11 protein-coding genes and 1 rRNA gene are annotated in these 12,091 nt (G+C 68.1%); all 12 read right to left on the bottom strand.

What is annotated here, in order from left to right; all coding sequences use genetic code 11:
• On the bottom strand, nucleotides 1–1,665 hold a 1,665-nt coding region (locus ACOJUJ_RS00740), incomplete at its 3' end, for an ATP-dependent Clp protease ATP-binding subunit (RefSeq protein WP_420124925.1).
• Between the two features lie 214 nt (nucleotides 1,666–1,879).
• Nucleotides 1,880–2,977 (bottom strand): protein arginine kinase, encoded by a 1,098-nt coding sequence (locus tag ACOJUJ_RS00735; protein ID WP_420124924.1) that lies wholly within the window; start codon nucleotides 2,975–2,977, stop codon nucleotides 1,880–1,882.
• Nucleotides 2,978–2,979: 2 nt separating this feature from the next.
• Nucleotides 2,980–3,480 carry a UvrB/UvrC motif-containing protein gene (locus tag ACOJUJ_RS00730; RefSeq protein WP_420124923.1) on the bottom strand — a complete coding sequence of 167 codons (501 nt, stop codon included), beginning with the start codon at nucleotides 3,478–3,480 and terminating at the stop codon, nucleotides 2,980–2,982.
• A gap of 19 nt (nucleotides 3,481–3,499) precedes the next feature.
• Nucleotides 3,500–4,261, bottom strand: a complete 762-nt coding sequence (locus ACOJUJ_RS00725) for an ABC transporter ATP-binding protein (RefSeq protein WP_420124922.1) — start codon at nucleotides 4,259–4,261, stop codon at nucleotides 3,500–3,502.
• Nucleotides 4,254–5,492, bottom strand: a complete 1,239-nt coding sequence (locus ACOJUJ_RS00720) for an FtsX-like permease family protein (protein WP_420124921.1) — start codon at nucleotides 5,490–5,492, stop codon at nucleotides 4,254–4,256. The genes ACOJUJ_RS00725 and ACOJUJ_RS00720 overlap by 8 nt, the downstream gene beginning before the upstream one ends.
• Nucleotides 5,493–5,610: 118 nt before the next feature.
• Nucleotides 5,611–7,176: a lysine--tRNA ligase gene (lysS, locus tag ACOJUJ_RS00715; protein ID WP_420124920.1), complete on the bottom strand. Its 1,566-nt coding sequence runs from the start codon at nucleotides 7,174–7,176 to the stop codon at nucleotides 5,611–5,613.
• Nucleotides 7,166–8,279 (bottom strand): peptide chain release factor 2 gene (gene prfB, locus ACOJUJ_RS00710; RefSeq protein WP_420124919.1). Its coding sequence is split into 2 segments (ribosomal slippage): nucleotides 7,166–8,212 and nucleotides 8,214–8,279, totalling 1,113 coding nucleotides; the frame shifts between segments, so codons are not numbered across the junction. Before prfB ends, lysS begins: the two co-directional genes overlap by 11 nt.
• 232 nt (nucleotides 8,280–8,511) lie before the next feature.
• The gene (locus ACOJUJ_RS00705) at nucleotides 8,512–9,123 is read right to left on the bottom strand and encodes a zinc-ribbon domain-containing protein (RefSeq protein ID WP_420124918.1); all 612 of its coding nucleotides are present in this window, start codon (nucleotides 9,121–9,123) and stop codon (nucleotides 8,512–8,514) included.
• Nucleotides 9,124–9,149: 26 nt separating this feature from the next.
• A complete protein-coding gene (locus tag ACOJUJ_RS00700; RefSeq protein WP_420124917.1) occupies nucleotides 9,150–10,121 on the bottom strand; it encodes a GGDEF domain-containing protein in 972 nt (323 codons plus the stop codon).
• 88 nt (nucleotides 10,122–10,209) lie between these two features.
• Complete coding sequence (locus ACOJUJ_RS00695; protein ID WP_420124916.1) at nucleotides 10,210–10,392, bottom strand: Trm112 family protein; 183 nt, start codon at nucleotides 10,390–10,392, stop codon at nucleotides 10,210–10,212.
• Nucleotides 10,392–11,357: a GTPase Era gene (gene era / locus ACOJUJ_RS00690; RefSeq protein WP_420124915.1), complete on the bottom strand. Its 966-nt coding sequence runs from the start codon at nucleotides 11,355–11,357 to the stop codon at nucleotides 10,392–10,394. The genes ACOJUJ_RS00695 and era overlap by 1 nt, the downstream gene beginning before the upstream one ends.
• 638 nt (nucleotides 11,358–11,995) lie before the next feature.
• Nucleotides 11,996–12,091: ribosomal RNA gene (rrf, locus tag ACOJUJ_RS00685) — 5S ribosomal RNA — on the bottom strand; the annotation flags it as partial.

The raw sequence follows: 12,091 nt of genomic DNA, 5'->3' as shown, positions 1-12,091 counted from the left end.
GAACGAGCCGATGGGGCGCTTGGGGTCCTTGAGCCCCGCGCGGCTGCGCCGGATGGCGCGGCTGATCGCCTGGATGGCGCGGTCCTGCCCCACCACCCGCTTGTGCAGCTCCTCCTCCATGTTCACCAGGCGGGCCGTCTCGGCCTGCTTCAGGCGCGTGACGGGAATGCCCGTCCAGCGGCTGACGATGAACGCCACGTCTTCCTCGTTGAGCGCCGGACGGTTGGTCTTGCGCTCCTCTTCCCAGCTCTTTTCGCGCTCCTGGATCTTGCGCTGCAGCTCGCGCTCGTGGTCGCGCAGCTCCGCCGCCCGCTCGAAGTCCTGGTCGCGGATGGCCTCGTCCTTCTTGCCGGCGATGGCGTCCAGCTGCTTCTTGAGGTCCTCCACCTCCGGCGGCGGCACCTGCGTCTGCAGGCGCGCCCGGGCGCCGGCCTCGTCGATCACGTCGATGGCCTTGTCCGGCAGGAACCGGTCGGTGATGTAGCGCTCCGACAGCTTGACGGCGGCCTCGATGACCTCGTCCGTGATGCGGATGCGGTGATGGTCCTCGTAGTGGCCGCGCAGCCCCTGCACGATCTGGATGGCCTCGTCGATGCTGGGCGGGTCCACGTTCACCGTCTGGAAGCGGCGCTCCAGGGCCCCGTCCTTCTCGATGTACTTGCGGTACTCGTTGAGCGTCGACGCGCCCACGCACTGCAGCTCGCCGCGGGCCAGGGCCGGCTTGAGCATGTTGCTGGCGTCGATGGCGCCTTCGGCGGCGCCCGCGCCCACCAGCGTGTGCAGCTCGTCGATGAACAGGATGATGTTCTTGTTCTGGCTGATCTCGTTCATCACCGCCTTGAGCCGCTCCTCGAACTGGCCGCGGTACTTGGTCCCGGCGATGACGGCCGCCATGTCCAGCGACAGCACCCGGTAGTCGCGCAGGCTGTCGGGGCACTTGCCCTCGGCGATGAGCTGCGCCAGCCCCTCGACGATGGCCGTCTTGCCCACGCCCGGCTCGCCGATGAGCACGGGGTTGTTCTTCTTGCGGCGCGACAGGATCTCCATCACGCGCTCGATCTCTTCCTCGCGGCCGATGGTGGGGTCCAGCTCGCTCTGGCGGGCCAGCTCCGTGAGGTCGCGGCAGAAGTGGTCCAGCGCGGGCGTCTTGCTCTTCTTTTCGCCCTTGGCGCCGGTGGCCCCGGACGCGCTGGCCGTGGGCGCGCTGGCACTGGGCGCCGCGCTGGGCTCGCTGCCCAGCAGCTTGAGCGTCTCGCGGCGGGCGTCCTCCAGCGTAACCCCCAGCTGGCCCAGCACCTCGGCGGCAATGCCCTTTTCCTCGCGCAGCAGGCCCAGCAGCAGGTGCTCGGTGCCCACATAGCTGTGGTTGAGCTCGCGGGCCTCGGCCATGGCGAACTCCAGCACCTTCTTGGCGCGCGACGTGTAGGGCAGCTCGCCCAGGGCGATGGTCGCCTTGCCGCGGCGCACGGACTCCTCGACCTTTTCCTGCACCTGGTCGAGGTCCACGTTGAGGTTGTTCAGCACGGCAGCCGCCACCCCCTCGCCCTCGCGGATGAGGCCCAGGAGGATGTGCTCGGTGCCGACGTAGTCGTGCTGGAGCCGGATGGCCTCTTCGCGGGCCATCGCCAGCACCTTACGCACGCGGTCGGTAAAATTGTAGTTCATGTGTACCCTGGCCTCCGGACGGGCGGAGTGATTCGATGGAACTTCCCGTGGTCAAGTTTCCCGCGCGCGACTTCTGCACAGCAGGGGCCAACCGCTGGACTGCCAGCCCCTTTTCGCGGGCAACTTCATGCGCCGTAACGCCTTGCCTGCGGCGTTGGCGGTTCGGGTTTTCCGAAAAGATAAAGTCGCCGCCATTCTGGCGGTGTGCGGATCCTCAGCCCTCGCGCGGGGCCGCGTCCTCGGCCTGCAGCACCCGGCGCACGTACGCCGCGCGGTGCACGTCGGCGTCGCCCTCCGGCAGCGGGGCGCCGGCCCCCTGCTCCAGGTGGGCCGACTGAGTAAAGATCATGATCCGGTTGAGCGTGTATACACTGAGGTCGGGGATGAGTTTCAGCCCCACGCCCAGGCGCACGCCGCTCAGCAGGTTCATTACCTCCTCGAAGCTCGTGGAGCGCGCGTGGCGAAGCAGCCCGTAGGCGCGCCACACCTTGTCCTCGATGACCACCGGCGCGTCGCGCAGCAGCACGGTGCGCGCCTGGGTCTCGTACTGCACCACCTGCTGCACGATGCGCTGCAGGTGGTCGATCAGGTCCTCCTCCGTCTTGCCCAGGGTGGTCTGGTTGCTGATCTGGAAGAAGTTGCCGACGACCTCGGACCCCTCCCCGTACAGCCCGCGGAAGGTCAATCCTACCTGGCTGATCCCCTGCAGCACCTTGCCGATCTCCTGCGTAAGCACCAGCCCCGGCAGGTGCATCAGCACCGACGCCCGCAGCCCGGTGCCGACGTTGGTCGGACAGGAGGTCAGGTAGCCGAACTCGGTGTGAAAGGCGTAGGGAAGGCGCTGCCCCAGCTCGTCGTCCAGCCGCTCCACGTCGCGCCAGGCGTCGCGAAGGCGAAAGCCGCCCACGATGTTCTGCAGGCGAAGGTGGTCCTCCTCGTTCACCATCACGCTCAGCGCCTCGCCGGGCGCCATCAGCAGCGCCGTGTGCGTGGGCGTGGCGTGGCCGTTGGAGCCGACGAGCTCGCGGCTCACCAGGTGCCGTTCGAGAAGGAGCTGCCGCTCCGCCGTCTGCAGCTCGCTGACGACCAGCTGGCGGCCGTCCTTGAGCGAATCGGCTACGCCGGCGGTTTCCAGCGTCATCCGCAGCACTTCGCGGCGGTCGTCGCGGTCGGCCCGCGTGCCGAAGCGAAAGCTCTGCAGGTTGCGCGCAAGGCGGATGCGCGTGGAGAGCACGATGTCGCTGTTGGGCCCGTCGGCCCGCAGCCAGGCCAGCCCCGCGTCGGGCATGGCGCCCAGAAACCCGTCGGGCATCGCTACACCTCCTGGCCGGCTTCGAGCCGGCGGATCTGGTCGCGCAGCCCCGCGGCGCGCTCGAAGTCCTCGTTCTCCACCGCGCGGGCCAGGCTGCGGCGCAGGCTTACCACCCGTGCCGTGCGGTCGGTTTCGCTGGGGTGCGGCGGCAGGTACACCTTGCCGGTGTGCTGCGTCCCCCCGTGCAGCTTGCGCAGCAGGCCGCGCAGCGAGGTGTCGAAGGTGGAATAGCAGCGCGCGCACCCCAGCCGCCCCGTCTTCTTGAAGTCCGCCAGGTTAAGCCCGCAGCTGGGGCAGGTGCCGGCCGAGGCCACCGTCTCGGTGGCGATGGCCTTGCCCATCTGCGCGATGAAGTCGGCCAGGGGCGCGTTGGCGGGCGCGCCGGACGAAAGCCCCATCTGCTCGGCGCACGGCTCGCACAGGTGGCGCGTGGTCATCTCGTTGTTCTGGATCTGCGTGAGGTGGATGGCCGCCTCGTTCGTGCCGCAGTTCTCGCACAGCATGCGTCGGGTCCCTTCTCCGTTACTCGGCCGCCTGGGGGGGGCCGGCCTCGGGGCCCACCGCCACCAGCTCGCCGCCGTGCAACCGCAGAACGCGGTCCGCCCGTGCGGCAAGCCCCAGGTCGTGCGTCACCAGCACCATCGCCGCTCCCTCCTCGCGGCAGACGGCGAAAAGCAGGTCGTGCAGCCGCTCGCTGGTGCTGGGGTCCAGGTTCCCCGACGGCTCGTCGGCCAGCAGCGCCAGGGGACGGTTGGCCAGCGCGCGGGCCACCGCGACGCGCTGCTGCTCGCCGCCGGAAAGCTGCGCCGGCTTGTGCGAGGCGCGCGGCATCAGCCCGATCAGGTCCAGCAGCTCCTCGGCCCGCTTCCGCGCGTCGCGCTCGGAGGTGCCCACGATCAGCTGCGGCATCATCACGTTCTCCAGGGCGCTGAACTCGCGCAGCAGGTGGTGGAACTGGAACACGAATCCCACGCTCCGCCCCCGCAGCTCCGCCAGCGCCTCTTCCCTGAGCGAGGCGATGTGCCGGCCGCCGATGTGCACCTCGCCCGCGTCGGCGTGGTCCAGCGCGCCCAGCACGTGCAGGAGCGTGGACTTGCCCGACCCGCTCTGCCCGATGATGGACACCATCTCGCCCGGGCGCACCTCCAGGTTCACCCCATCCAGCACCTGCAGGCTGCCGCCGTCGCCGCCCACGTAGCTCTTGCGTACGTCGCGCGCGACGATGGAAGGCTCCACGTCCGAGAACGCCGCGGGGGGCGTGGCCACCGGAAACGCGCTACTCATGGCGAATCGCCTCCACCGGGTCCATGCGCGCCGCCTGCCACGCCGGATACACCGTCGCCAGGAACGAGATCACCACGGTGGCGATGAGGATCCCCACCAGGTCCAGCGGGTCGATCTTCACCGGCAGGTGGCTGACGAAGTAGATCTCGCCGGGGATGCGGATGAGCCTGAAGCGGTCCACCACGTACGTCACCAGCCCGCCCAGCGACCCCCCGATCACCGCGCCCACGATGCCGATCACCAGCCCCTGCACCATGAACAGACGCAGGATGCGGCGCGACGTCATCCCCATCGACTTCAGCACGCCGATCTCGCGCGTCTTGTCCGTCACCACCATCACCAGCGTGGAGACGATGTTGAAGGCGGCGACGATCACGATCAGCAGCAGGATGAGCGTAAGGGCCAGCTTTTCCAGCTTGAGCGCGGAGAAGAGCGACGCGTTCATGTTCATCCAGTTGTCCGTGCGGTACGGGATGCCCAGCGCCTGCTCGATGCGGCCGCCCAGCTCCTCCGCCTGGTACGGATCTACCGCCCTCACCTCCAGACCGCTCACGCCGGCGCCCAGCCCCGCCAGGTCCTGCGCGGCGGCCAGGGTGGTGTACGCGAACTTGTTGTCGTACTCCCACATCCCGGTGCGAAAGCCGCCCACGTACTCGTACATCTCCATCTTGGGGATGATGCCCATGGCCCCCACGCGCGCGTTGGTGAAGGAGATGAGCGTGACCGTGTCGCCGGGGATCAGCCCCAGCCGCGAGCCCAGCATCTGCCCCGCGGCCAGCCCCGGCAGGCCGCTGCGGGTGCGCTCCAGGTCGATGTTGGCGGTGCGCAGGATGCCGGGGATGTCCGTCACCGCCGAACCCGCGGCGGACACGTCCAGGCCGCGCAGCACGGCGGCCTCGGCGTATTTTCCTCGGTTCTGCAGCCCCACCTCGGTGTGGACAAAGGGCGCCGCGGCGACCACGCCGTCCACGGTGCGGACCCTGGCCAGCGGGGCCTCCCACCCGTCCATCCGCATCCCTTCCCCGTAGGTCAGGACGAAGACGTGGGGATTGACGCCCAGGATTCCCTTCCGCAACTCGGTCTGCAGCCCGTTCATCACCGCCGTGACCACGATGAGCGCGGTAACGCCCACCGACACGCCGCCGATGGCGATGAGGGTGATGAGCGAAAGGAAGCGCGTTCCCCGGCGGCTGGCGAGGTAGCGGCGCGCGACGCGCCATTCCAGCTTCACGGCGTACCTTCCAACTGCAGGGAATAGGGAACCGGGAACAGGGAATAGCCAGCGGGGCCGAGCGCCCGGACGGCTCTTCCCTGCTCCACGTATTCCGTCGGCCGTCTCACGACGTTCCTCATTCCGGCCTCATCGTGGGGAACAGGATCACGTCGCGGACGGAGGGCTGGTCCAGGAGGATCCTCACCAAGCGGTCGATCCCCATCCCGAAGCCGCCGGTGGGCGGCATGCCGTACTCCATGGCGCGGAGGAAGTCCTCGTCCAGCGGCTGCGTCTCCTCGTCGCCGGCGGCGGCCAGGCGCTTCTGTGCCTCGAAGCGCTGGCGCTGGTCGATGGGGTCGTTCAGCTCGCTGTACGCGTTCAGCAGCTCCTTGCCCGCCAGCATCAGCTCGAAGCGCTCCGTAAGCTCCGGGTCGCCGCGCTTGGGCTTGGCCAGCGGCGACATCTCGCGCGGGTAGTCGGTGATGAAGGTGGGCTGGATCAGCTTCGGCTCGACGAGCGTGCCGAACAGCTCGTCGATCATCCTTCCCCGCCCCATCGTCTTCACCTCGTCCGCGGAGACGCCCAGCTTGCGGACGGCGTCGCGCAGGCCGTCCTCGTCCAGCGCCGGCACGTCCACGCCGCCGATGTCGCGGATGGCCTCGTACATGGTGAAGCGGGCGAACGGAGGGGCGAAGTGGATCTCGTGCTCGCCGTACTTCACCGGACCGCCGCCCAGCACCGAATCGACCACGTGGACCAGCAGCTCTTCGGTAAGCCGCATGATGTCCTCGTAGTCCATGTACGCGGCGTAGAATTCCAGCATGGTGAACTCGGGATTGTGAAACCGGCTAAGCCCCTCGTTGCGGAAGTTCTTGGCGATCTCGTACACCCGCTCCATGCCGCCCACGATCAGCCGCTTCAGGTACAGCTCGTCCGCGATGCGCAGGTAGAGCTGCATGTCGAGCGCGTTGTGGTGCGTCACGAACGGCCGGGCCAGCGCGCCGCCGTACAGCGGCTGCAGCACCGGCGTTTCCACCTCCACAAAGTCGCGCTCGTCCAGAAAGCGCCGGCAGGCGGTGACCACCTTTGCCCGCGCCACAAAGACGTCGCGAACCTCGGGGTTCACGGCGAGATCCGCGTAGCGCTGGCGGTAGCGCGCCTCCATGTCCGTGAATCCGCTGTAGACGCGCCGCTCCCCCGTTTCCGGGTCCGTCTCCTCCTTGCCGAACGGCAGCGGGCGGAGGCCCTTGGAGAGGAGGGTGAACGCCGCGACCTTCAGCGACACCTCGCCCGTCCGCGTGCGAAAGAGTGTGCCCTCCGCGCCGATCCAGTCGCCCAGGTCGATCAGGTCCAGCAGACCGTACGCCTCGCCCAGGTCGTTGACGCGAAAGTACAGCTGGATCTTTCCCGTGCGGTCGGACAGGTGGGCGAAGGTGCTCTTGCCCATCACCCGCTTGCTGACGATGCGCCCGGCCACGCGCACGCGCTCCGCCAGCTCCTGGTCGGACCCGTGCGCCGCCTCGTGCGCGTCGAACAGCGCAAGGGCGGCGGCGGCGTGGTGGGTGGGATCGTACGAGTAGCCGTACGGCTCCACGCCCCGCTCGCGCAGGCGCGCCAGCTTGGCCACGCGGTCGGCGACCACGCGCTCGTCGGACAGCCGGTCTTCAGCCGCGTCTTCCGCGGTCATCGGCTCACTGGCCATCGGAGTGCACGGCCCCGTACTGCCGCAGATAGGCGTGGATGAAGGGCTGCAGGTCGCCGTCCATCACCTTTTGCACGTCGGGGATCTTGAGCTCGGTACGGTGGTCGTTCACCATGGTGTACGGCTGAAACACGTACGAGCGGATCTGGCTGCCAAAGGCGATGTCGGACTTGGTGGACTCCAGCTTGGCCTTTTCAGCCTCCTGCTCTTCCAGCGCGCGCTGGTACAGGCGCGCCTTGAGCATCTTCATGGCTGTCGCGCGGTTCTTGTGCTGCGAGCGCTCCTGCTGGCAGGCCACCACGATGCCGGACGGAAGGTGCCGCAGCCGGACGGCGGACGACGTTTTGTTGACGTGCTGGCCGCCGGCCCCGGAGGCGCGGTACACGTCCATCTCGATGTCTTCCTCGCGCACCTCGATCTCGATGGTATCGTCCACCGCGGGGGAGACGAAAACGGAGACGAAGCTGGTGTGGCGGCGCGCGGCGCTGTCGAACGGCGAGATGCGGACGAGCCGGTGCACGCCGCGCTCGGCCTTGAGGAAGCCGTACGCGTACTGGCCGCGGATCTCCAGCGTGGCGTCCTTGATCCCCGCCTCTTCACCCTCCTGGAGATCGAGAAGCTCCACCTCGAAGCCGTTGCGCTCGCCGAACCGGGTGTACATGCGCAGCAGCATCTGCGCCCAGTCCTGGCTTTCCGTGCCGCCGGCGCCGGGGTGGATGGTGATGAGCGCGTCGCGGTGGTCGTCGGGCTGCTGCAGCATGTTCTTGAGCTCCAGCGCCTCCAGCGCGGGTCCGATGCTCTGGACGTCGCGCTCCACCTCTTCGGCCAGCCCTTCGTCGGGCTCCGCCTCCAGCAGATCCAGCATCTCCACCAGGTCGTCGACCTTGGCGGACATCTGCTGCCAGGGCTCTACCCACCCCTTGAGCTGGTTGACTTGATTGATGATCTCGCGGGCCTTTTCCTGGTCGTTCCAGAACGACGGATCGGCCATGCGGGCCTCGAGACCCTTCAGCTTTTCCTGACGGGCATCGAGGTCAAAGAAACCTCCCCAGCTCGTCGAGCCGGTTGCGGTACGTGTTCAGGTCTTCGCGAAGATCGGCCATGTTGTGTGCTGATGTTTCCGCCAAATGACAAGGGCCGCCCGGGAGGACGGCCCCATGCGGTTGTTAAACCGATTGCAAGGTACGCGTTCCAGCGAAGGTACGAAAGTACGAGGGAAGGATGGTACGAAAGTACGAGGGTACGAAAGTACGGGGGGCGGACGTGGGATGTGCTCCGATGCTCGCCCGCGCCTGTAGGCCGGACCCGTACTCTCGTACTTCGTACTTTCGTACTTCAGAACAGCGCCTGCCCCTTGGCCAGGATCTCGTTCAGCGCGTCGCGAAAGTGCGGGGTGCTGCGGGCCGACTCGGTGCCCACCTGCCCCACGTACTCCTCCCAGCTCTTCTTGATCTCGTCCATGAACTCCTTCTTGAGCGTACCGTCCGCCAGCGCCTTGTCGCGGCGCTCCGGGTGGTACGTCACGATGTCCGACACCAGCGCCCTCGCCAGCCGACGCGCCTTGGCGTTGGGATCCGAAGCGCCAAACGGCGACCGCGGCGCGGACGTCGCCGGCACGGAAGGGGCCGGACGCGGTGCGGGCGCGGGCGGCGGCGGAGCCGCGGCGGGCGCCGGCGTCGGCGCGGGAGCCGGAGGCGTGGCGGCCGGAGCCGGAGCCGGAGCGGGCGGCGGCGCGGTAGGGGCGGCAGCGACGGTGGGCTGGGGTGCCGGAGCGGTAGCCGGGGTCGACTGCGCGGGAGCGGACGCGGCGGCGGGCTGCGCTTCGGCGCCGCCGGAGATCTCGAAGACGCCGCGGCAGATGGAGCAGCGAACCCGCACGCCGGACGCGGGGACCTTCCGGGGGTCCACCCGGAACACGGTGCTGCAGTGCGTGCACTGGACGTTCATGTACCGTTCAACCCGGGTCTGCTGGATTATTGCGACTCGCCGCCGGCCGTGCCCTGGGGGCCGCCGTGACGCCGGTCCACCACGTAGATGGATCCGGAAAACGTCTTTGCGTACGCCTTCATCTCCGTGGCCAGCTCGCTGATCTGCGCCGTGTGCACAAAGGTGCGGTGCTCGTTGGTCACCACGCCGATGGACAGCGTCATCAGCGGCACCTCGTACTCCTCGCCGCGCCGGTCCTTGCCGATGAAGAAGCCCCGCTCCCGGTCTTCCACCGCGTAGTGCAGCGGGATCAGCTCGTTGAACACGGCGATCACGTCCTCGCAGCAGCGGCGGAACTCGGAAAGCGGCGCGTTGAAGATGAAGTCGTCGCCGCCGATGTGGCCCACGAACGACGCCTGCGAGTGCGCCCGCACCACGTCGCGCAATATGCGCGAAAGGATGAGGATCACCCGGTCGCCGTTGTTGTAGCCGTACCGGTCGTTGAACTCCTTGAAGTGGTCCAGGTCCGCATAGCAGACGGCGAACTTGTCGCCCGCGCGCAGCCGCTGCGCAATGTCGCGCTCGATCTGTACGGTGCCGGGAAGGAGCGTGGTGGGGTGCACGCTCACGTCGCGCTCGGCCCGGCGCAGCGCCATCCGCAGCCGCAGGCCGCACTCGCGGTCGCTCAGCCCGTGGCCCAGTACCTCGTCCGCACCGGCCTCCAGCGCCACCGCGGCCGCCTCGGCGCCGCCGCCGTCGTCGGCCAGGTACATGATGACGGGCACCACCGAGGTGAACGCCTCGCCCTTGACCACCTGGCACACCCGCAGCGCGTCGTCGGATCCGGGCGAGGCGTCCAGCACCAGGGCGGCGGGGTAAGCACGGCCCACCCGCTCCTGCACCTCGGAGGCGGCTTTCGCCTCGACGATGGGCAGCTCCCGCTCCTCGGCGAACGCGCGAACCACCGCCGGTGCGGGGCGGCCGTGCGGCGAGAAGTGCAGGATCACGCGCTGGGACATGGAACTCGGTCTGGGCGTCGGGGGGACGTCTGGCGGGAAGATTCTACCCGAACGGACGCGAAGCTGTCAAACGCGGGCACCGGACGGCTCACGCGCTCGCCGGGGCCGCGTCCAGCGGCCGGGCCTCGTCGATCAGCAGGATGGGGATGCCGTCGCGTACCTCGTAGCGCAGCCGGTCGCGGTCGCACACCAGCGCCTCGGGGCTCTGCTCGTGGCGCAGCTCGCCCCGGCACTTGGGACACACCAGCAGTTCCAGCAGCCAGGGCTCCATCACTTTCCTTGCTCCGCTTTGGGGACCTGGAACCCGAAGCGCTGCAGCGCCACCGGGTCCCTGCGCCAGCGCGGCAGCACCTTGACCCACAGGTCCAGGTACACCGGGGCGCCCACGAACTCCTCGATCTTTTCCCGCGACGCCTGGCCCAGGTTACGGATGGCCGCGCCCCCGCTGCCGATGACGATGGCCTTTTGCGTGGGGCGCTCCACGTAGATGGTGGCGCGGATGTACACGGGCGTGGCCGCCTCGCGAAACTCGTCCACCTTTACCGCTACGCTGTACGGCACTTCCTTGTCAAACATCTCGAAGGCCGTTTCGCGCACCAGCTCCGCCACGAAGAAGCGCACCGGCTGCGAGGAAACGTCGTCCTCGGGATACAGAAAGGGCGATACGGGAAGCCGCGACGCGATCTCCGCCCGCAGCGCCTCGACCGCGTCGCCCGTGAGCGCCGACACCTCGAAGACCGCGGCCTCGGGAAAGCGCTCCCCCGCCCACGCGCGCACCGCGGCCAGCTGCCCGGGCCTCACCAGGTCCGTCTTGTTGCTGACGATGATGAGCGACGTTGCCCGCGCCAGCAGTTCCAGCACGTCGTCCGAGAACTCCGGCACGCCGGACGATGCGGCCGCGTCCACCAGCAGCAGCACCACGTCGGAGTCGTGGATGACCTCCATGGCCTGGTGCAGCATGGACTTGTGCAGCAGGTAGCGCGGCTCCACCAGCCCCGGCGTGTCGACGAACACCATCTGCACGCCGTCGCGCGTGTCGATGCCCAGCACCCGCTCCCGCGTGGTCTGCGCCAGCGGGGTGACGATGCTGAGCTTCTGCTCCACCATCTGGTTCATCAGCGACGACTTGCCGGCGTTGGGATACCCCACCAGCGCCACCGTTCCCGCCCGCGTCTCCACCGGTGCGTCGTCGTCCGGAGCCGCGGGGTCGATGTCGGGGATGTCGTCGTGGTCCATGCGCGAATCTACCCCGCGAAAACGTGGTGGCGCAAGTAAATCGGGGTTTCGCGGAAAAGAATGTCACGCGGAGCCACGGAGGAACCGATGAGCCCTGGAGAACACCAGGACGAGCGAAAAGCCTGTCCCTCTCACCCGCTGTGGAGTTGCCGAAGGTTCACAAGATCGCGCATCAGGTGGTGCGATCGACGTGCTTCGATGCGTTCCAGGCATCATCCACCGATCGTCAGCCCTCGCTGCCTGCAGCCCGCGCGGGTGCGGAGGTGGCGGGAATGGTGTTCCTCCAAAAAACGCGGATGGCCCCCTGCCGCATTCAATCTCCCTCCCGTTCCCGACGCCTCTACAAAAGACCGTGCCTCGCCGACCACCTTCACCCGCACCCGACACTCAGGAATCCGGCTTCAGATCGAGAGCAGAGGAAACGACACGTAAAAACTCTGCTAACTCTGATAACTCTGCGTGAGGCCCTATCTCTTTATCTCGCACGCGATGAGGGCGGAGGAAACGGCACGTAGAAACTCCGTTAACTCCGTTGACTCCGTGTGAGCCCCATTCTGTTGTGGTTCGCGCCGAACTCTCCGGAAACGACGAAAGCCCGCCCTGATCACGAGGATCAGGGCGGGCGTTCGTCAAGATAAGGCCGGCGGCGCCGTACTCTCCCACCGGGTGGCCCCGGCAGTACCATCCGCGCAGCGGGTTTTCACTTCCGAGTTCGGGATGGGATCGGGTGGATC

This window comes from Longimicrobium sp. (assembly GCF_048594345.1).
Lineage (GTDB): Bacteria > Gemmatimonadota > Gemmatimonadetes > Longimicrobiales > Longimicrobiaceae > Longimicrobium.
This window is presented reverse-complemented; position numbering and strand designations above follow the sequence as displayed.

Excerpts from the sequence above, each read along its gene's own strand:
- ACOJUJ_RS00735 (WP_420124924.1), bottom strand. The coding sequence starts at position 2,977 with ATGCCCGACGGGTTTCTGGGCGCCATGCCCGACGCGGGGCTGGCCTGG.
- ACOJUJ_RS00730 (WP_420124923.1), bottom strand. The coding sequence starts at position 3,480 with ATGCTGTGCGAGAACTGCGGCACGAACGAGGCGGCCATCCACCTCACG.
- ACOJUJ_RS00725 (WP_420124922.1), bottom strand. The coding sequence starts at position 4,261 with ATGAGTAGCGCGTTTCCGGTGGCCACGCCCCCCGCGGCGTTCTCGGAC.
- lysS (WP_420124920.1), bottom strand. The coding sequence starts at position 7,176 with ATGGCCAGTGAGCCGATGACCGCGGAAGACGCGGCTGAAGACCGGCTG.
- ACOJUJ_RS00705 (WP_420124918.1), bottom strand. The coding sequence starts at position 9,123 with ATGAACGTCCAGTGCACGCACTGCAGCACCGTGTTCCGGGTGGACCCC.
- ACOJUJ_RS00700 (WP_420124917.1), bottom strand. The coding sequence starts at position 10,121 with ATGTCCCAGCGCGTGATCCTGCACTTCTCGCCGCACGGCCGCCCCGCA.
- ACOJUJ_RS00695 (WP_420124916.1), bottom strand. The coding sequence starts at position 10,392 with ATGGAGCCCTGGCTGCTGGAACTGCTGGTGTGTCCCAAGTGCCGGGGC.
- era (WP_420124915.1), bottom strand. The coding sequence starts at position 11,357 with ATGGACCACGACGACATCCCCGACATCGACCCCGCGGCTCCGGACGAC.